15 protein-coding genes are annotated in these 19,783 nt (G+C 36.2%); 7 read left to right on the top strand and 8 right to left on the bottom strand.

The features are described from left to right. Positions 1-92 precede the first annotated feature (92 nt). Entirely contained in the window at positions 93-698 is a 606-nt protein-coding gene (locus LUA91_RS19980) for a tetratricopeptide repeat protein (protein ID WP_231427882.1), read from the top strand. Between the two features lie 61 nt (positions 699-759). On the opposite strand, the gene LUA91_RS19975 is transcribed toward LUA91_RS19980, so the two are convergent. The 3 genes from LUA91_RS19975 to LUA91_RS19965 all read right to left on the bottom strand — a co-directional run bounded on the left by LUA91_RS19975 (position 760) and on the right by LUA91_RS19965 (position 4,848). Beyond that, a complete protein-coding gene (locus LUA91_RS19975) occupies positions 760-2,577 on the bottom strand; it encodes a serine hydrolase (RefSeq protein ID WP_231427881.1) in 1,818 nt (605 codons plus the stop codon). Then, on the bottom strand, positions 2,564-4,198 hold the full coding sequence (locus tag LUA91_RS19970; RefSeq protein ID WP_231427880.1) for an amidohydrolase: 1,635 nt from the start codon (positions 4,196-4,198) through the stop codon (positions 2,564-2,566). The genes LUA91_RS19975 and LUA91_RS19970 overlap by 14 nt, the downstream gene beginning before the upstream one ends. Positions 4,199-4,281: 83 nt before the next feature. Then, positions 4,282-4,848: a helix-turn-helix domain-containing protein gene (locus tag LUA91_RS19965; protein WP_231427879.1), complete on the bottom strand. Its 567-nt coding sequence runs from the start codon at positions 4,846-4,848 to the stop codon at positions 4,282-4,284. A 186-nt stretch (positions 4,849-5,034) separates the two neighbouring features. On the opposite strand from LUA91_RS19965, the gene mutL reads away from it, so the two are divergent. From mutL to LUA91_RS19935, 6 genes are all read left to right on the top strand, one after another. After that, positions 5,035-6,870 carry a DNA mismatch repair endonuclease MutL gene (gene mutL, locus LUA91_RS19960; RefSeq protein WP_231427878.1) on the top strand — a complete coding sequence of 612 codons (1,836 nt, stop codon included), beginning with the start codon at positions 5,035-5,037 and terminating at the stop codon, positions 6,868-6,870. A gap of 103 nt (positions 6,871-6,973) precedes the next feature. Continuing rightward, positions 6,974-7,678, top strand: a complete 705-nt coding sequence (locus tag LUA91_RS19955) for a rhomboid family intramembrane serine protease (RefSeq protein ID WP_231427877.1) — start codon at positions 6,974-6,976, stop codon at positions 7,676-7,678. Next, a complete protein-coding gene (locus LUA91_RS19950; protein WP_231427876.1) occupies positions 7,671-8,525 on the top strand; it encodes a rhomboid family intramembrane serine protease in 855 nt (284 codons plus the stop codon). Before LUA91_RS19955 ends, LUA91_RS19950 begins: the two co-directional genes overlap by 8 nt. Further along, positions 8,525-9,631, top strand: a complete 1,107-nt coding sequence (locus LUA91_RS19945; RefSeq protein ID WP_231427875.1) for an endonuclease/exonuclease/phosphatase family protein — start codon at positions 8,525-8,527, stop codon at positions 9,629-9,631. The genes LUA91_RS19950 and LUA91_RS19945 overlap by 1 nt, the downstream gene beginning before the upstream one ends. 175 nt (positions 9,632-9,806) lie before the next feature. Continuing rightward, entirely contained in the window at positions 9,807-10,439 is a 633-nt protein-coding gene (locus tag LUA91_RS19940; RefSeq protein WP_231427874.1) for an NAD(P)H-dependent oxidoreductase, read from the top strand. A gap of 169 nt (positions 10,440-10,608) precedes the next feature. Next, complete coding sequence (locus LUA91_RS19935) at positions 10,609-13,335, top strand: carboxypeptidase regulatory-like domain-containing protein (RefSeq protein ID WP_231427873.1); 2,727 nt, start codon at positions 10,609-10,611, stop codon at positions 13,333-13,335. Between the two features lie 51 nt (positions 13,336-13,386). Here the strand turns inward: LUA91_RS19935 and LUA91_RS19930 are convergent, their stop codons facing one another. The 5 genes from LUA91_RS19930 to LUA91_RS19910 form a co-directional block, all read right to left on the bottom strand. Next, on the bottom strand, positions 13,387-14,346 hold the full coding sequence (locus tag LUA91_RS19930) for a D-glycerate dehydrogenase (RefSeq protein WP_231427872.1): 960 nt from the start codon (positions 14,344-14,346) through the stop codon (positions 13,387-13,389). Positions 14,347-14,398: 52 nt separating this feature from the next. Further along, entirely contained in the window at positions 14,399-15,199 is an 801-nt protein-coding gene (locus tag LUA91_RS19925) for a DUF4249 domain-containing protein (RefSeq protein ID WP_231427871.1), read from the bottom strand. 4 nt (positions 15,200-15,203) lie between these two features. After that, positions 15,204-17,528 (bottom strand): TonB-dependent receptor, encoded by a 2,325-nt coding sequence (locus LUA91_RS19920; protein WP_231427870.1) that lies wholly within the window; start codon positions 17,526-17,528, stop codon positions 15,204-15,206. 64 nt (positions 17,529-17,592) lie between these two features. Next, a complete protein-coding gene (locus LUA91_RS19915; RefSeq protein ID WP_231427869.1) occupies positions 17,593-18,762 on the bottom strand; it encodes a cytochrome c3 family protein in 1,170 nt (389 codons plus the stop codon). 172 nt (positions 18,763-18,934) lie between these two features. Then, a complete protein-coding gene (locus LUA91_RS19910; RefSeq protein WP_231427868.1) occupies positions 18,935-19,597 on the bottom strand; it encodes a GDSL-type esterase/lipase family protein in 663 nt (220 codons plus the stop codon). Between the last annotated feature and the right edge of the window lie 186 nt (positions 19,598-19,783).

Raw genomic sequence — 19,783 nt, 5'->3', positions numbered from 1 at the left:
GAATATGTTATTCTTTTCATCGTTTGGCATCTTCACAAACGAATTAAAATTCTAGCAGCATAATTCTTATCTTTCAACCAAAATTTTAAATTATGAAAAAACGCCTCTTAACACTATTGATTTTTTTATCAACTGCACAAATCACCTTCTCGCAAACTAAGAGCATTAAAGATCTTTATTGGGATTACGCTCAAATAAGAATGGAGGATAGTGAAAGAGCGCAGGCAATTACTTTGGCTGAAGCATTAATTAAAAGAACTCCCGAATTAACTAAAACACAGTTTGGTAATGTGAGCTATCATTTAGGAAGGCTTTATGAAGAAACGGGTGAAACTGAAAAAGCCATCCCGCATTATGAACAGGCGATAAAAATTACACCAGGGTATTATGTTCCTTATCGTGCTTTGGGATTTATTTTTATCAAAAAAGCCAATGCTATTGGAAGTAAAATGAATGAAGCTGCGAAAGCCAAAGATGCTAAATTATCTACCGAACTTTACGGTCAATACAAAGCGATTGCGCTTAAAGCTTTACCAAATTTAGAAAAATCGCAAGCATGCGATCCTGATGAAGAAACCAAAAACATCATCCTGAATTTGTATCGCAGCTTAAAAGATAATGCTTCAATTTTATCTCTCGATGATCGGTTGAAGAGTAAATCATCCGCTTGCATCAGTTTACTCGAGGATGAATATTAATATTTGAAATGCTTAAAACTTACGAAGTCTCTCCACTTGAAGCTTCGTAAGTTTAAATATTTTACTTTCTTGATTCGTCAATTGCTTTATTGATCACATCTTGAATTCTACCCCTAATTTTTAAGTTGCCCAATTTATCGCTTACTGTTGGGTTAACCCGATTGGAAAGGAAAACGTAAACCAAACCTCGTGATGGATCAACCCAAACACAGGTTCCGGTATAGCCTGTATGTCCGTAAGTTTGTGGCGAAGCTAGATTTGAAGGATAGTGTTTCGTACTATCTGGATCCCAACGATCGAAGCCCAAACCACGGCGACTTACATTTGATTGTTTTGAGGTAAACATATCAACCGTTTCGGGTTTAAAATATTGTGTTCCGCCATATGTACCTTTGTTTAGTAACATCTGGTAAATAATGGCTAAATCATTTGCACTAGAAAATAAACCTGCATGACCAGATACGCCACCCGCCAAAGCTGCACCCTGATCATGAACATAACCAACCAATAGTGTTTTTCTAAAATAAGTATCTTGTTCAGTAGGAATAATCTGATCTCTGCTGAAACGGTTTCGAGGTAAAAAACCTGCCGTTTGCATACCTAAAGGCTGGTAAAAGTTCTCGTAAGTGTATTGGTTCAACGGCTCCTCACTAATATGTTCCACAATATCTTTCATCACATACATGCTGATATCGCTATAAACGTATTGGCCTCGGGTTTTAATTGGCGAATTCAGCATTTTCGGCCACATAAAATCTTTAAAAAAATCTTTTTTAATATAATAGCCATCGGCAACTTTAGTTGGAAAAGCCGCTGTTGAATCGACACTGTAATCTCCGGTTTTTACATAGTTGTGGAATGGGATATAAGGAATAAAACCTGCCTGATGTAACATCACCTCACGAACATTGATGTTATTCATTGGGGTGGTACGGGCTTTGGGAATGTAAGCGCCAATATTGGTATCAAGCTTTAACTTTCCCTCTTCGAATAAACGCATTACCGAAGGTGTGGTTGCTGTAACTTTCGTTACTGAGGCCAAATCGAAAATATCGGTTACCTTATCAGGCAAATTGGTATCATATGTATGCGTACCATAAGCCTTGTTAAATATTACTTTTCCATCTTTCGCTACTAAAACTACTAAACCAGGTGCGGCTTTTTCTCTAATGGTTTCAGCAGCAATTGCATCAATTTCTTTTAAATTATTTGAATTTACGCCTGCATCTTCCGGAACAGTATATTTCAAGCGGGTTTTAGCAGTAGTAAAACCTGATCCAACAGTATATTTTGCAGAAAAGCCTTTGGTTAATTTATTTTCAGCAGCTATACCGCCAAAAATATATTGTGGAACAATAGCCGCAGCGTCAGCGGTGTTCTGGCCTGTCCAAATAATTGGCGATTGCAACTGATCGAAAGATTTTAAAGCAGTTCCGTTCCCGAAAAGTGATACAATTACCTTTTTGGTCTTCGAAATGCTGTTGATAAAATTGATGTATTTAGCATTATTGGTGTTCTGATCATCAATAGCAACCAAAATGGTATTGTAATATTTTAGATCATCTTCCAAATTGTTCAGATTTACACTGTCCTTGTACAAAGCTGCCGAAAAAGAAGTAATCTTATCGTATTTGTTGGCCAAACTATCAAAAATCAAACTATAGGAAAATCCTAAATTAACCGAAGCTATATTTTTTTTCTCCAGGGATGTTAAAGGAATAATTGCATCCTGATTGTTCAATAAAATGGTGGTTTGCGCAATACCATTGGCAATTGATAGCTTTTTTTCGTTAGTGGCATGTTCTTGAGCACAAGCCATTAAACATAAAATATTAAAAAAACTAGCCGTTGCCAGGATGAATAATCTATTTCGCTTCATATACTTTTTCTCCGTTCAAATAGGTTTTTAAAACTTTGGTTTTTAAGATGTTTTGTGGGGTTGATTTTAGGATATCATGATCAAGGATAACAAAATCGGCAAACTTGCCCTTTTCTAAACTACCTTTTTCATTTTCTTCAAAGTTAGCTTTTGCAGCCCAGATGGTCATGCCTTTCAAAGCCTCCTCGGGTGTTAAAGCATTTTCCATCTGATAACCTCCTTTTGGAAAACCTTTTGCATCTTCTCTCACTGTTGCTGCATAAAACGTTAATAATGGATTAATGTTTTCAACAGGAAAATCTGTTCCTAACGGGATCCAGCCGTTTTGTTTCAATAACTGTTTGTAGGCATAGGCATCTTTTACCCTTTCCGAGCCCAGCCTTTGTACTGCCCAATACATATCTGAAGTAGCATGTGTGGGCTGAACAGACGGGATAATATTGGCTTTACCAAACAAATCGAAATCTCTTGCATTAACCACTTGTGCATGTTCAATTCTCCAGCGTTTATCATTTTTGCCTTTTAATACTTTATTATAAATATTAAGCATCATACGGTTTGCCGAATCGCCAATGGCATGGGTACACATTTGAAAATTATGGGCAGCAATTTTTTCTGCAACTTCTTCAAAATGTTTCTGATTGCTTAATAAAAAACCGGTTTTATTTGGCATATCGCTGTAAGGATGCAATAGGCAAGCTCCCCTTGAGCCCAAAGCACCGTCGGCATATACTTTGAACGACCGAACATTCAGCCGATCGGTTTTTATCGCTCCTCGTTTAAACAGGTAATCATAGTTTTGTGGGGCATCGGCCAGCATCACGTATAATCGCATCTTCAGCTTATTTTCCTTTTGCATTTTCTCGATGAAATCTACCGCTTGAAAAGGCAATCCACAATCATCAATAGTTGTTAATCCGGCAGCAAAACAGTTAGTTTGTGCATCAGTTAAAATTTTGGTTGCTAATTTTACATCTGGCGATGGAATTTTGCTATCAACCAAACCAACTGCATTGTCAATTAAAACACCTGTAAGTTTTCCATTTTGAGTAAGCATATCGCCGCCTATAAGTTTTTGCTCGCCTTTTATTCCAGCAGCATCAAAAGCTTTTTGATTAACTACTGCAGCGTGGCCATCAATTCTGTTCAGAAGCATTGGTCGGTTAGGAAACAATTCTGTCAACTTTTCATTTGTAGGGAAGGCTTTATTTTCCCAATCATTCTGATCCCAGCCATTACCAATTAACCAGCCATCAGGATGGGTTTTGGCAAATGTTGTTAATCTTTCTAAAATTTCCTCCCAGGATTTCGTATCCCGTAAATCAGCAGTTTGCAGGCTTTGTCCATAGCCAAAAAAGTGGGCATGCGCATCAATAAAGCCAGGATAAACAGATTTTCCATCAGCATTTATTTCTTCATTAGACTGATATTTAGCTTGAATATCTTTTGATGAACCAATAGCCAAAATTTTCCCATCTTTTACTGCGAAAGCTTCAACCGTATCAAACTGATTGTTTACGGTATATACTTTTGCGTTATAAATGATCAAGTCGGCTTGCTCCTTTTTCCTACAGGAAGAAAATAGCAACAAAAGAGATAGGGCGTATAGCAATGATTTCATGTTGTTAAAGATAGAAAATTGAAATCATTTGGCATTGTAAATTGAGTTTTACAATGTCTTCAGAGTCATCAATTATTATTTCTTCAGCGCAAAAAAGGAATTGCAGGTTGATAGAAAAGTGTTTTGTTTTTAATTGATAATATGATATTAAAAAAGATAAAAGTAAAATTCAAAATATACATGGTTAGGATACTTAGCATAAAACTTTCTGGAAGACCTAAATTAGCCATGTGAACTATTTTACCTAAAGCACCAAAAATGTAAACAGAGAAAGTAATTAAATTCCATGTAATTTGAAAGTTCAAAAGTTTTCTGCCAGCCACTTCTTCGGCTTTAGATTTGTCCTTTTTAAAAACCCATAAAAACAATGGCGTTAAAAATCCTAATAATGGAAATATAACAAAAGTAAAAGCTGATAAATTTAACAAAGGAATAAAGTTGCCTTTTGGGGCTGTCTCTGTTATTAAAAGTTCATTTGGCTTTAGGCCAAATACACCAGCAAGCCTAATTAAAGTATCTCCTCTGGGTTCGGTTTCATCTAATTCAATTCGCTGAATAGTTCTTAAACTTAAGCCTGCCCTCCTAGCCATTTCATTTTGACTGTAAGCATGCTGAGTTCGAAGTTCTTTGATTTTTTCTGATAATTTCATATCCCCTTTAAGCATTTGAACAAATGTAAGTCTATGGATTATTTTTCAAGAAAACTTCTTTACGTCATTTCTACGACACTGCATTTTACCATACAAGCTACAAGTCATTTCCATGTTGAGTTTTAAACAAATCGCCATCCTTAAGCTTATTTTACATAATTTAGCGCATTCACTTTGCCCTAATACATGACTGATATTATTCACTTATTGCCTGATGCTGTTGCCAATCAAATTGCTGCCGGAGAAGTTGTTCAACGACCTGCTTCTGCTGTAAAAGAATTGCTTGAAAATTCGATTGATGCTGGTGCAGATAAAATTCAACTGGTAATAAAAGATGCGGGTAAAGCGCTGATTCAGATTGTTGACAATGGCTGTGGCATGAGCGTTACCGATGCCAGAATGTGTTTTGAGCGCCATGCAACATCGAAAGTAAAAAAAGCTGAAGACCTATTCGCCATCCGCACAATGGGTTTCAGAGGTGAAGCAATGGCTTCTATTGCGGCAATTTCGCAAGTGGAAATGAAAACTCGCCGCCATGAAGATGAAATTGGCACTTGCATTTCAATTGAAGGCGCTGTAGTTACTTCTCAAGAACCTGTGGCTACTACAGCCGGTACTCAAATCGCTATAAAAAACCTGTTTTTCAATACTCCTGCCCGTCGTAATTTCTTAAAGAGCAATCCGGTAGAAATGCGTCATATTATTGATGAGTTTACACGTGTTGCCTTGGCGCATCCAGATGTGTTTTTTAGTTTACACCATGATGGTACAGAAATCTTTAATCTTCCAAAAGGGAATTTAAAGCAACGTATAATTCATCTTTTTGGAAATAATTACAATGAAAGGTTAGTTCCCGTTGAAGAGGAAACTACCATAATAAACCTGAAAGGTTACATAGGAAAACCTGCTTTTGCAAAGAAAACCCGTGGGGAGCAATTCTTTTTTGTAAACAATCGATTCATCAAAGATCCTTATTTAAACCACGCGGTGAGTTCGGCTTTCGAGGATCTTTTACCAGATGATAGTTATCCGCTGTATGTACTTTTCATCGAGATCGATCCTTCTAAGATTGATGTAAATGTTCATCCAACCAAAACGGAGATTAAATATTTAGATGAAAAATCTATTTATGCGATCATGAAATCTGCGGTGAAGCGCTCTATTGGTCGATATAATATTTCTCCTACATTAGATTTCGACCAGGAAACAGGTTTCAGCAACATGATTACTCAGAAAGCTGTAGAAGATATTGTTCCACCGAGCATTAATTTTAATCCAGATTTTAATCCTTTTACTAGCGACAGTAGTTCAACATCAGGTTATGCTTCATCGCCGAGAAATTACGAGGCAAAACCCAGTGCTAAAAATTGGGGTTCGCTTTATGAAGTAGTGGAACAACCTGTTGTTGAGCAAGCTTCATTTTATGCCGATGAACCGATTTTTGAAACGAAACAAAAGCAATATATGCAATTGCATAACCGCTACATTGTTTCACAAATCAAATCTGGCTTAATGGTTATCGATCAACAAATGGCACACGAACGCATCCTTTACGAGCGTTTTCTCGTACATTTAGATGACCGCAAAGGCGCATCGCAACAAAGCTTGTTTCCACAAACCATCACCCTTAATGCCAATGATTTTGAATTGGCCAAAAGCCTGCTAGACGATATAAAAAGTTTAGGTTTTGATGTACGGGAATTTGGCAAAAATACGTTAGTGGTAGAAGGCGTTCCGGTAGATTTGGGAAGCAGCAACATTAACGAAACGCAACTTTTTGAGCAACTTATTGAAGGATTTAAAAACTCTCAACAAGAATTGAAGTTAAGTAAACGCGATAGTTTAGCCAGAACGCTTGCAAAAAATAGTGCCATTAAAGCAGGTACTGCATTGGCTCAAGAAGAAATGAACAATCTGATTGATGAACTTTTTGCCTGCAAAACTCCTAACTTTAGCGTGAGCGGAAAGCCAGTTATTCAAACCATTACCCTGGCAGAGCTGGATAAAAAATTTGACAAGTAATCAGCGTGTAGCAAAGAATAAAATACAAAAAAAAATCAAAAAAACCAATAACAATCTCCCCTTTCCTTTAAAAAATACTGGGGTGAGGCTAACCAATACATAAATGAACAACATATATATCCCACCAATAGTTAAAAACCTACTCATTATAAACATTCTCTTTTTTGTGGGCACATACTTTCTAAGTTCTACCATAAATTTAGAAGATATGCTAGCTGTTTATTATTTCGATTCTCCGAAATTTGGTGGATGGCAAGTGATTACCTACATGTTTATGCATGGTGGCATTGCACACATATTTTTCAATATGTTCGCACTTTACTCATTCGGAAGTTTATTGGAAACGAGGTGGGGCGGCAAAAAATTTCTCATCTTTTACTTAATTACTGGTTTAGGTGCTCTGTTGCTTCAATGGGCAGTTCAGGCCATCGAGGTCAATCAAATTATTGGGCACTTTACATTATTTGAAGGTTGGGAAAAACAAATTAAAAATCAGGCAGATTACAATACCATAATGCAAATATATGGCGGAGGTATGTTAGGTGCATCTGGAGCTGTTTTTGGTTTGTTAGTTGCCTTTGGAATGTTGTATCCAAATGCAGAACTTTATATCATGTTTATCCCTGTACCTGTTAAGGCGAAATATATCATCCCATTTTATATTTTGGTAGAATTGTTTTTAGGCGTTAGCCGTTTTGAAGGCGATTCTATTGCCCATTACGCACACTTGGGTGGTGCTTTAATTGGCTTTATACTGGTTAAAATTTGGAAGGATAAAAACACAAACTTTTACACTTACTATGAATAATACGGTTAAAGATTTAAAGTTTAAGATTTTTCAATCGGGCAATCCAATGTTTTTATACATTGGAATAAATGTGATAATCTTTTTAGTTACCGCTATTATTGCCGTATTCTTATTTTTAGGTAGAACCGATTTTATCATTGGTGAGTGGATAAGAGATTATTTTGGTGTACCCGCACTAATTTCTGCGTTGCCTACCCGGTTTTATACCATTTTTACATATATGTTTTTCCACGATGGCTTTCTTCATTTGTTGTTTAACATGTTGGGGCTATTCTGGTTCGGAAACATTTTTATGAACTTTTTAAAAAGCTGGCAGTTTCATTTCGTTTACATTGCTGGCGGTTTGGTAGGTGCCTTTATTTACATTGCCGGTTTAAACATTATCCCGGCGTTTGCAGATGGAATAGTTGGCAGAACCGTAATCGGATCATCGGCTGCCGTTATGGCGATTATTGTGGCAACGGCTACTCTGGTTCCAAACTACAGTATTATGTTGCTGCTTTTTGGCGAAGTTAAAATTAAATGGGTGGCCATTGTATATTTTCTATTATCATTTTTGGGTCTGTCATCTGCCAATGCTGGTGGAAATTTAGCACATATTGGTGGTGCGCTTCTAGGTTTTATCTTTATTAAAAGTTTGCAAAGTGGTAAAGATTGGAGCAAAATTTTCGAACGTAAACCTAAATTAAAAGTTGTTCACCACGAAAAACCTACACCTAAAAAACCAGTTTTCAATGATGTTTCTCAACAGGAAATTGATGCCATTCTAGATAAAATATCATCATCTGGCTACGATAAATTATCAGCTACCGAAAAAGAAAAACTCTTTAAAGCAAGCAAAGATTAATGGCGCAAAAGAAATACAATTTCTTGGATAAGATTTTATTGCCCATTGCAATTTTATTGGCAATCGCACTAATTCTTGGAACTGTTGCCGGCAATATGGATCCACGCAAGCATGCTATAATTGCATTTTTTGGCCTAGCCTATCCTTATGTACTGTTCTTCCACATCATCTTTTTAGCTTGGTGGTGCATCAGTAGAAAGTGGGTTTTTGCTATCGTGAGCATTATTGTAATTGCTTTTGGTTTCAAAACTCTAAAGGCAACATTCTCATTTGGCGGCGATAAAGGCGGACCGGAGAAAGTGGAAAATAGCATCAGAATGATGACTTATAATGTTCATACCTTTAAACTTTACGGCGGAGAAAACGATGAATCAGTAAAAGAGAAGATGCTCAAAGTGGTAAAAGATGAAAATCCTGACATCATTTGCTTTCAAGAATTTTACACACGGTATAAAGGTAATTTCGATATTATTGATAGTCTGAAAGCGGTTTTAAAACTGAAACATTTCTATTTCGTTCCAACCAATAAAAATGATTATGAAGCTTATGGATTAGCTATTTTCACAAAATATCCGATAGTAAATAGTGGCAAAATACCTTTCGTTGATGAATATTATGGCAACATGAGTATTTATGCTGATTTAAATATTAACGGAAAAATATTAAGGGTTTACAATGTACATTTCCAATCCATTTCTTTCGAAAAACAGGATTACGAATATTTAGATAAGGTTAAAGAAATGAATACTCAAATTCAGCCTTCGAAGCGTATTTTGAGGATGCTTAAAAGTGCATTTCTTAAACGGAGTGGTCAGGTAGACCTAATGAAAAAAGAAATGGCAACCTGTAAAACACCTTATTTAATTGCAGGAGATTTTAATGATACGCCAGCATCTTACGTGGTAACGCAGATTTCAGAAGACTTAAATAATGCATTCATTAAAAAAGGATCTGGTATGGGAAAAACCTATAATGGTAAATTTCCCAATTTTCAAATCGATTATATTCTTACTTCTAAAGAACTGGAAGTATTAAACTACAACATTACTGAAGCTAAATTATCTGATCATTTTCCTGTAAGAAGTGATTTGAAATTTACGAAATAATTCAATTATTTTAAAATATCCATTTTAGTTTCCGGCCATCGGATGAATATTGCCACAGCGCTAGCATTCACCCGATGACCAATTCACCTAGACAATGAGATCCTATTTTCTTACCATACATCAACAATACAAAAAATAGTAATGCTGATATTTGGATCATAAATTGAAAAACACCATGAGTTTAATAGATGCACTGAACTGGCGTTATGCCGTTAAAAAAATGAATGGTCAACCTGTAGATCAAGAAAAGGTAGATCAGATTATACAAGCTGCTTTGTTGGCACCAACTTCATCTGGTTTACAGCCATTTAAAATTATCGTGATAACAAATCAAGAGCTTAAAGAGAAAATCGCACCGATAGCTTATAACCAATCGCAGATTATTGATTCATCTCACGTACTGGTTTTTGCAGCACAAGAGAATTATACTGAAGAGGGCATTGATGCAGTTTTTAACAGAATGAATGCTGAACGCGGTTTACCTCTAAACACAACTGATGATTATAAAAATCAGCTGAAAGGAATGATTTTATCGAGAACGGCAGAAGAAAACTTTAACCATGCGGCCAAGCAAGCTTACATTGCTTTCGGTATTGCAATTGCTGAGGCAGCAACTTTAAAAGTAGATGCTACTCCAATGGAAGGCTTTAACGCTGCACAACTGGATGAATTATTGGGTTTAGGCGAAAAGCATTTAAAAAGCGTAACCTTATTACCATTAGGTTATAGAGATGAAGCAGGAGATTGGTTGGCCAACTTGAAAAAGGTACGTACACCATTGAACGAATTCGCAATCGAATACAATTAAGAAATTCACATCCAAAAGTATAACGGAGCAAGCTATTTTAAAAAGTAGCTTGCTTTTTTTTGCCCTGAAAATGTGGAATGCAATGTAAAAAAATGTTAAAGATGCATACAATTTAGGCGCTCTATTTTTAATTGGATATATTTACCGTTCAGTATTTAATTTCCAATTCATGAAGATTTTTAGATTATCGTTTTTAATACTCTCCATTCTATCATTACTAAATTTATCTTCGTCGGCACAAACCGATACTGTTAGCATAAATACACTAATAGCCAAAACAAGCAAAGCTTTAAACGATTATCCTGCCGAGAAAATTTACCTACATTTTGATAAACCTTACTATGCAATTGCTGATACGGTTTGGTTTAAAGCTTATGTTACCGAAAATCAAAATTTCTTATCAGGATTAAGCAAAATCATTTATGTTGATGTGATTAATCAAAAAGATTCGCTCATTCAAACCTTAAAATTACCTATTGCAGGCGGTGTAGCAAATGGAAGCTTTCCGCTGGATCAGGTAAATTATAAACAAGGAAATTATCACATTCGGGCTTACACCATGTGGATGATGAATTTCGATGACCCCAGCTATTTTAACAAAACTTTCTTTGTAGGCGAAGCGATAGACAAAGAAGTTAAAACACATATCACTTATAAAAATACATCAACAGATAAGCTGGAAAAAATTGATGCCCGTATACAATTCAAAGATGCCAATAACAAACCTTACGCAAACAAAAACGTGAGTTGGCAAGTAGTAACCAGCTTTACCGTTATTGCAAAAGGCCGGGGAACAACTGATGCCAATGGATACCTGACCATAGCAATGAGTGCTAACCAAAAAGCCGAATACCAACTTAAAAAAGGCGAACTGATTACATCAATTAATACCACAGAAAAAGATTTGGTAAGCAATAGCTTTCAATTGGAAAATGCCATTGTTACTAAAGATTTTCAACTCTTTCCAGAGGGAGGAAACTTAATTGCTGGCCTCAACAATAAAGTAGCTTTTAAAGCCATTAAAAGTGATGGATTAGGTATTAATTCTAAAGGTACGGTAACTGATAATGACGGTAAACAAGTAGCAACATTTACCGCACAAAGATTAGGAATGGGCAGTTTTAATTTACTTGCCGAAGCTGGAAAAACCTATAAAGCCAGTGTTACCTTTGCTGATGGAACAACTCAAAGTTATCCCTTACCAGCAGTAAACGAATCGGGCATTATAGTAAGTGTAGACAACAGTAATCCTGAAAATATCGCGGTTAAAATTCTTTCAAACGATCGTTTTTTTGAGCAAAACCAGGGCAAGAAATTTTATTTGATTGCGCAAAGTAAAGGCGTAGTTTGTTATGGTGCACAAACAGCACTTTCTACAAAAGAATATAGCACCACGATTTTAAAATCTAAATTCCCAATGGGGATTGCACAGTTTACCTTATTTACAGATGCAGGAAAGCCATTAAGTGAACGCCTGGTTTTTGTACAAAACAAAAACACGTTAAACCTGGCTTTATCTACGCCTACACCAACATCGGGTGTTAAGAAAAAAGTAAAAGTGAATATTGCCGCTAAAAAAGATGGCGCACCAATAGAAGGTACATTTTCTGTCGCAGTTGTTGATGAAAGTAAGGTTCCATCAAGTGAAGATGGTGCAACAACCATTTTAACAGGATTATTACTAAGCAGCGATTTAAAAGGATACATTGAAAAACCAAATTATTATTTCAATGCACCAGACGCAAAAAAGAATGCTGATTTGGATGTGTTATTGCTCACCCAGGGTTATCGTTCATTTAAATACACTGATATTTTAGGCAATAAATTACCGAAAATTAGCTTTTTACCAGAACAGGGAATCGACCTTACGGGTGTACTGAGAATGAATAATGGAATTCCGGTAAGAAAGGGAGTACTTTTAGTAACCATTCCCGATAAAAGGTTCAATTCGCAGGTTACTACCGACCCGGTTGGAAATTTTAAAATCCAAAATTTAGTATTAAACGATTCATCAAAAGTAACTGTCTCGGCTAAATACAATGTAAACTATAAAGCCATGACGATTAGCTTAAACGGATCGCCCATGCCTGGTTTAACCAGAAATTTTAGTGCTGCAGAAGAAGTTTTGAATATCGACAGTGCATTAACCACCTACCTTGATAATAGCAAAAGACAGTATGCATATCTTCATACCTTAAAAGATGTAACCATTAAGGCAGCAACAATACCAAAGGTGAGCCATAAAGATTACCCAGCCTTAAGTGGATTAAGCCAAATTGCAGATCATGAGATCACCGGCGATAGGTTACAAGGCTGTAATTTGCTTATTAACTGTTTACAAACGATGATGCCAGGCGTAACCTTTATGGATAACAATTTCTATGTAAGTAGAGATTATAATCAAGGAAACAGAATCCCTATGGGAATATTCATCAACGGAATGAATGTTGATGTAAATCAAATCAATACCTTAAATGCAAATGAAATTGAATCGATTGAGATTTTTTTAAGAGATCAATTGGGTTTGGTAAACAGGGCTAATAATGTAAATGGCGTTATCGTAATTAACCAGAAAAAAGCGCCAAAAGGGCAAAAAATATCGAAGGCCCAACTTTTGGATATGTTGCCAAAAAATTATGAGCTAACATTTTCTCCGCAAGGATATAACAAAGAAAAAGAATTTTATTCGCCACGTTACGATGTTTCTGCAAATATGAACAGAAATGATTTGCGCACCACTATCTATTGGAATCCAAAAATTGTAACCGATGCAACGGGAAATTCGTCAATCGAGTTTTATAATGCCGATGGTAAAGGACAATATAAAGTGATTATTGAGGGTATTGATGCAAATGGAAACTTAGGCAGATCGGTAATGAAGTATTTGGTAAAGTAAATTTAAGCATAGTTAAACGGGCGCTGATTTAAATACCAGCGCCCGTTTTTTTTAATAAATAGGATAAGGAATCTTCTCCCCTTTTAAACCAGCAAGAACGTTTTCTACGATTAGTCCGGCCATTGCAGCCCTGGTTTCTTCTGTAGCAGAACCAATGTGTGGTAAAATTGCTACGTTTTCCATCAATAATAGCGGATTATTTTTATCCATCGGTTCGGGATTGGTAACATCTAAACCTGCTCCCCAAATCATTTTTTCTTCCAATGCTTGTGTTAAATCCTGTTCATTGTGAATACCACCTCGAGCTGTATTGATGAAGATGGAGTTTGGCTTCATCTTTTTAAAGGCATCAATCGAAAATTTTTCTTTGGTTTCTTCGGTTAAAGCGGTATGCACCGTTAACACATCACTTTGTGCCAATAGCTCATCGAATGAAACGTAACTTGCATTTACTTCTTTTTCGGCATCCTCATTTCGCGATCGGTTATGGTAAATGATTTTCATGTTGTAGGCAGCGACACATTTTTTTGCCATTTCTAAACCAATTTTACCGAGGCCAAAAACACCAAGGGTTTTTCCACTAATCTCTATACCTAATTCAGGTGCAGGTTCATATTTCTCCCATTTGCCTTCAATAATTTTTCTGTAGGAGAAAAATGCTTTTCTTGAAACAGCTATCATTAAAAGAAACGCGGTTTCGGCAGTTGCGGCACTTAAAACACCGGGCGTATTGCCGATTGGGATGTTAAGCTTCTTTGCAGTTTCCACATCAACCTGATCAAAACCAACCGAATGTAGTGCAACTATTTTTAAATGGCTGCAGGCGTTTAAAAAATCAGCGTTGATTTTATTCGGTCCCACGCTTATTAACCCATCCTGATCTTTGCAGGCTTCAATTAATTCTTCCTGGGTGATTTGTCTATTTTCTTTCCATTGGGTGATAGAAATATTACTTTCTTCCAATTGTTTTAAAGCAACCGGAGCAATGTTTCCGCTAATAAATACTTTCATTATTAACTAACAGCAAAGATTTATAGGAGTTTTTAAATAAAAATATTATCGCTTATTTAACATTCATACTCAGTTTTTGATAAGTATGCGCACTAAAATATCCCAATGCATTGTTAGAAATATTTGAAGGAGGATTTGCAGGTGTTGTACCTTGGTTGGGCCCTCTTCCAGATTGTTGGCTTAGCGTATACCAATAATCAAAAATATTAGAGTCAATACTTTCTGCTTCCACACTAATTTTATCTCCCGATTTCAATCCATCATCGTTGTCATCATCAGATTCGTAAAAAAGCTGGATCCGCAGTTTATTTCCATTGGTTAACCGATCATTATTCACATAAACTCTTCTCGAAAAAAGATTATTTACATAGAGATTGAAGTGATAAAAATTAGTTTCATTTACCGGGTCGACCAAATAAGCTGCTGCTGTTTTACGCTCATTTCCAAAAAAAGAATTGGTTACCACACCTATCGAATCTAATTTTACACGGTTAGGCATTTTTGATCTTGCCGTATAAGTTTTACCTTCTACACTTACATTTAGGCTGTAGGTATTGCCAGAAATCCCACGCATAGCTTGCACATATACCCCTGGTGTTCTTTCCCTAAAAGTATATCGGCTTCCCCTATCATCAGTTACTGTTACAATTGCTCCCGATAACTTAGGGTAAATTCCTTTCTCATCATAACCAACAGTTTTACTGATCACAATCTCTTGATCAATCAACTGGTCAGTAATTTTTCCCTCAATAACAATTTGCGCTTCTGCATTATAGGTATCAACTTCAATAATCTTTTTACAAGAGGAGAAGCATAAACCCAAAGCAGCTGTATATAAAATTAATTTCTTCATGATTTTAAAATTTAAAGTTCCATGTTACTGATGGGATAATACCAAACAGCGATGTTTGTTCTGCCACAGTTCTACTTGGATCATTCGGATCGTTAATAAATTCAACAGAGTATGGATTTTTTCTACCCAGTGCATTATATACCCCAAAGTTCCAGCTTGATTGAAATCTGCCTCTGTTTCTACCCTCAAGCGTTGCGCTCAAATCCAAACGCATGTTATAAGGCATCCTACCTGCATTTCTCTGAGTGTAATAATATACTGTTTGTCCTCCAATTACATATTTTCCCGCAGGATAAGTAACTGCATTTCCTGTGCTGTAAATTAAACTTGAAGAAAAAGTCCAGCGTTTGTTCAAATTATAAATCCCTACAAACGATACATCGTGAGTACGATCTTGCCTGGCAGGAAAATAATTACCATTATTTAATTCGGCAAATTTGCGTTCCGTTCTTGATAAAGTATAGCCTACCCAACCGTTCAATTTTCCGAATTTCTTTTTGAAGAATAACTCCAATCCATAAGCTCTACCTGTTCCATATAAAAGCTCCGATTCTACATTCGAATTGCCTAATAGCTCAGCAGCATCCCGGTAATCAATTTGATTTTGCATCCATTTGTAATACACTTCTCCGGAGAATTCATAATTATTTTCCTCGAAATTTCGGAAATACCCAACAGCAACCTGATCGGCTATTTCTGGCTTAATATTATTGCTACTTAATACATACTGATCAGTTGGAGAGCTCGACGTAGCGTTGGTTAAAATGTGAATATTCTGTGTATTTCGATTGTAGGAAGCCTTAACAGAATTTTCTTCATTAAATAAATAACTCAAAGAAAAACGAGGCTCGAGGTTTAAATAATTTTTATAAAATTTACCGCTTTCTACCTTATCAGATGATAAAATGTTGCCAGCAGGATCATAGGTGCCAAAATTCCCCGGACCTAAAAGTGAGAAGGCAGCCAACCTAAGTCCGTACAACAGATTTAGTTTTTCGGTTACCGCCCACTCATCAGAAACATAAATGGCACTTTCTAATCCATAGCGTTTTTCTTGCGTAAGCGGATTAACTTGTGATTCTTGTGTGGTGGTAATATCTATTGGTGAAATGCGATGATGCGTGGCATTCAAACCAAATCTCAAAGTGTGTTTATTGCTGAAATACTGAAAATCTTCTTTAAAATTAAAATCCCGTACCAATGAGGTGGCTTTGAAATTGGTAACATCGTTCAAAAGCCTCACCGTATAATTGTAGTTATTATATATTAATGAGGTATTGGAAAATAACCGATCGTTAAAAATGTGGTTTAAACGAACGGTGGTGGTTACATTTCCCCAGTTATTTTCAAAAAGATCTTTAACGCCAATATTATCTTTACCAAAATAGCCCGAAATATAAATGGTGTTTTTATCGTTGATTTTGTAATTGGCTTTGGCATTGATATCGTAAAAATTGAGGGTACTTCCATTTATAGATGAATCTGGCGAAGCCCTTAAAAACAAATCAATATAAGTTCTCCTAAAACTCACCATAAAAGAACCTTTATCTTTTACAATTGGTCCTTCGGCTTTTAACCGCGAAGCGATTAGACCAATACCGCCTTGAAACTTAAAATCTTTATTGTTACCATCATCCATTTTTACATCCAGAACAGAAGATAACCGACCGCCATATTGTGCAGGCATGCCACCTTTGTATAAGCTAACATCTTTTATGGCATCAGCATTGAAAGTAGAAAAGAAACCCAAAAGATGAGAAGAATTGTAAACTACGGCTTCATCCAAAATAATCAAATTTTGATCGGCCGCACCACCACGAACATAGAAACCTGTATTGCCTTCGCCGCCCGATTTTACACCAGGCAAGAGTTGAATGGTTTTCAAAACGTCTTTTTCGCCCAGCAAAACTGGAATAGAATTCAAGGATTTCATATCAATCCGTTCTAAACCCATTTGTGCACTTTTTACATTTTCATTCTTGCGATTGTTGGCACTCACTGTTACTTCGGCCAAATCGTTTGCCGCTTTTAATTCTTCATTAAGCTTAGTATCCTTAATTAGACTTATATTTTTTACAACTGATGCAAAACCTGTGTAGCTAATGGTTACGGTATAGTTTCCTTCGGGCTGGGTGAGTGCAAAATATCCATAATTATTAGTGAGTGTACCTGCAGAAGTTGCGCCTGTAATTTTAATCGTAGCACCAATAAGTGTTTCACCAGAACTCGCATCGCGGATGGTACCACTTAAGGTGAATTTATTTTGTGCAAAAAGGGTTGAGCTTGAAATGAGTAAAAGGAATATGAGCAAATAGTGTTTTATCGACATGCTAAACGAATCTGAATTTAAGATGTTTCCAAATGTACGAATTACAAAATGATGTAAATGTGATTTAATTTGATCCGGTTGAATAAATTGCGATATGATGTGAACGTAAAAGGTATGGGTTGGCCTCAGCTTTACCAGCCATTTGAAAGGAAATTAGTTTTGATGGCTCTTTCGGCATGTGGCAATCTATACAGTTGGCTGTTAACATGCCTTTTGATAAAGTTTGTTTGCTGTGATTAGTGGTTTTGTGGCAACTCATACAGCGTTGAGAATAAACAGCAAGATTTCCCTTTATACTTTCGTGGGTATTATGGCAGGATTGACAAGTCATGTTTTCGCTTTTTAGGTAACAAGCGCTATTCATTAACATTGGTGTTTGGTTTCCATGCACATCAGGTTTCCCGCCTCCGAAGCCCGCCAAATCTTGCTCATAATAATCTTCCAGATGATCACCTGGTTTAAAATCAAAAACAGACTTGTGCTGCATAAGAGCGTTGCCGGAATGGCATACGCCGCAAGCATCCATTTTTTGTTTTCTGGTGAGGGTTTTGTAGATGGCTATAAATTTTGAGCTTTTTTCCTGCGGGTTTTCCATATGAAAAACAACATGTTCTTTTCCAGGTCCGTGGCAGCGTTCGCAGTCAATGCCATAAATTACAGATCCTCTTTCCATCTCTTCATCTACCGAAAAAGTTGACTTTTGAATCAGTTTTTTTTCTACATAAGAACCGTGGCATTCAAAACAACGGCTGGTTATCCCTCGCTCATAGTAATAAGTATTACTTGGAAAACCTGGACTAATTGCCCAGTTTTTGATGGCAGGAAAATATGACAATGGCAACTCATATAACTTTTTTCCTTTCCAATATCCGTACGTGAAGGCTTTTTCTCCAGACCCGAATGCCACATCAAAACGTTGAGATTGCACCTCATGGTCTTTAGAATAGGCTACCTGAAAAATGCCACCAGGTCTTTTTTCTACAACAACTTTTTCATTTTGGTTAAATTTAAAGGTATTAGAATCGGGATCAAAAATGGATAATAAATTTTGATCAACTACAAGCTTAGAAGTTAAGCCGTGTGGATTGTGTGCAAAGGATTTGGATAAATCCTGATGACATTTAACACATGTTGCAGCGCCAGTATAATTTTCTCCCCGGATGTCTTCCGGCAACTGATCGGCAAGATTCATACAACGGGATAAAATGACAACCACTATAAATATAGTAGCCATGATGAGGAGATTACGTTTAAAGCCTTGCAAAATGTGGGATAATTGGTTAGTTTTCTTATTGTTGAAGTTAACCAATTATCTTTTATTAATTGAACTGTTTTTAGTGGATTTATTTTATTTTAAATCAAAAAAAAGGCGATGAAAACATCGCCTGATTTAGTTATAATCTTGATTATTTTTTAAGTAAATAAGGGGAAACCGCTTTTTTCCAAATGGCATATCCCGCAGCATTCATATGCAACATATCGCCCACAAACAATTCAGGACGGTTTTTTCCATCCTTGGTCAGCATCAAGGGATAAATATCTACGTATTTCGCATTGATCTGTTCAGTTATAAATCTCTTGATTAAGGCATTGGCTGCAATGGCTTTATCTTTAAATTTATCCCTGCTTGGGCTTGGTTTAATGGATATATAGACAATTGGCACATTAGGCAATTTTGCCCGGATGGAATTGAATAATTTAATTGTTCTATTTAATACACTGTCTGCTGTAGTTTTCTCATCAGGAAGATCATTCTCTCCGACATACAAAACAATTTGGCGTGGATTGTAAGGAAAAACAATATCATTCAGATAATAGGTAATATCGTTGGTAACAGCACCACCAATACCTCTATTTAGGGCGTTGTACTTCGCAAAAACCTGCGTTAAATCATCCCACTTTCTTATTGATGAACTGCCCACAAACAAAACCGGATTAACTGGCGGCTTAAACATCTGATCGTATTTTTTGATGGTTTGTACATCATCCCAAAAGTTTGGTTTTGATTGGGCAAAGACTGTTAACAGTAATAAATGGGAAAATAAAAAGGATAGGAATAGTTTTTTCATGCTCATCATATTTTGATTTACGCAAGGTAAGAATGATCAATTTAGTAAGCGACTAAAATTTGTAACGGATTGAATAGTTAGGAATAAGCAGAATCACTCGGTTGCACAAATAAAATTGAATGATTATATTCGACTAATCATAAAATGCTAAATATTAGTTAATTACGATTAAAAAATCAACCTATC

The sequence above is a fragment of the Pedobacter sp. Leaf250 genome, assembly GCF_920984735.1.
Lineage (GTDB): Bacteria > Bacteroidota > Bacteroidia > Sphingobacteriales > Sphingobacteriaceae > Pedobacter.
The sequence above is the reverse complement of the archived record's forward strand: the minus strand, read 5'-3'. Positions and strand labels throughout refer to the sequence as shown.

Bases quoted from the DNA above. Each gene is read 5' to 3' on its own strand.
- LUA91_RS19915 (WP_231427869.1), bottom strand. From the start codon at position 18,762: ATGGCTACTATATTTATAGTGGTTGTCATTTTATCCCGTTGTATGAAT.
- LUA91_RS19920 (WP_231427870.1), bottom strand. From the start codon at position 17,528: ATGTCGATAAAACACTATTTGCTCATATTCCTTTTACTCATTTCAAGC.
- LUA91_RS19965 (WP_231427879.1), bottom strand. From the start codon at position 4,848: ATGAAATTATCAGAAAAAATCAAAGAACTTCGAACTCAGCATGCTTAC.
- LUA91_RS19980 (WP_231427882.1), top strand. From the start codon at position 93: ATGAAAAAACGCCTCTTAACACTATTGATTTTTTTATCAACTGCACAA.
- LUA91_RS19955 (WP_231427877.1), top strand. From the start codon at position 6,974: ATGAACAACATATATATCCCACCAATAGTTAAAAACCTACTCATTATA.
- LUA91_RS19970 (WP_231427880.1), bottom strand. From the start codon at position 4,198: ATGAAATCATTGCTATACGCCCTATCTCTTTTGTTGCTATTTTCTTCC.
- LUA91_RS19975 (WP_231427881.1), bottom strand. From the start codon at position 2,577: ATGAAGCGAAATAGATTATTCATCCTGGCAACGGCTAGTTTTTTTAAT.
- LUA91_RS19910 (WP_231427868.1), bottom strand. From the start codon at position 19,597: ATGAAAAAACTATTCCTATCCTTTTTATTTTCCCATTTATTACTGTTA.
- LUA91_RS19940 (WP_231427874.1), top strand. From the start codon at position 9,807: ATGAGTTTAATAGATGCACTGAACTGGCGTTATGCCGTTAAAAAAATG.
- LUA91_RS19950 (WP_231427876.1), top strand. From the start codon at position 7,671: ATGAATAATACGGTTAAAGATTTAAAGTTTAAGATTTTTCAATCGGGC.
- LUA91_RS19930 (WP_231427872.1), bottom strand. From the start codon at position 14,346: ATGAAAGTATTTATTAGCGGAAACATTGCTCCGGTTGCTTTAAAACAA.
- LUA91_RS19945 (WP_231427875.1), top strand. From the start codon at position 8,525: ATGGCGCAAAAGAAATACAATTTCTTGGATAAGATTTTATTGCCCATT.
- LUA91_RS19935 (WP_231427873.1), top strand. From the start codon at position 10,609: ATGAAGATTTTTAGATTATCGTTTTTAATACTCTCCATTCTATCATTA.
- LUA91_RS19925 (WP_231427871.1), bottom strand. From the start codon at position 15,199: ATGAAGAAATTAATTTTATATACAGCTGCTTTGGGTTTATGCTTCTCC.
- mutL (WP_231427878.1), top strand. From the start codon at position 5,035: ATGACTGATATTATTCACTTATTGCCTGATGCTGTTGCCAATCAAATT.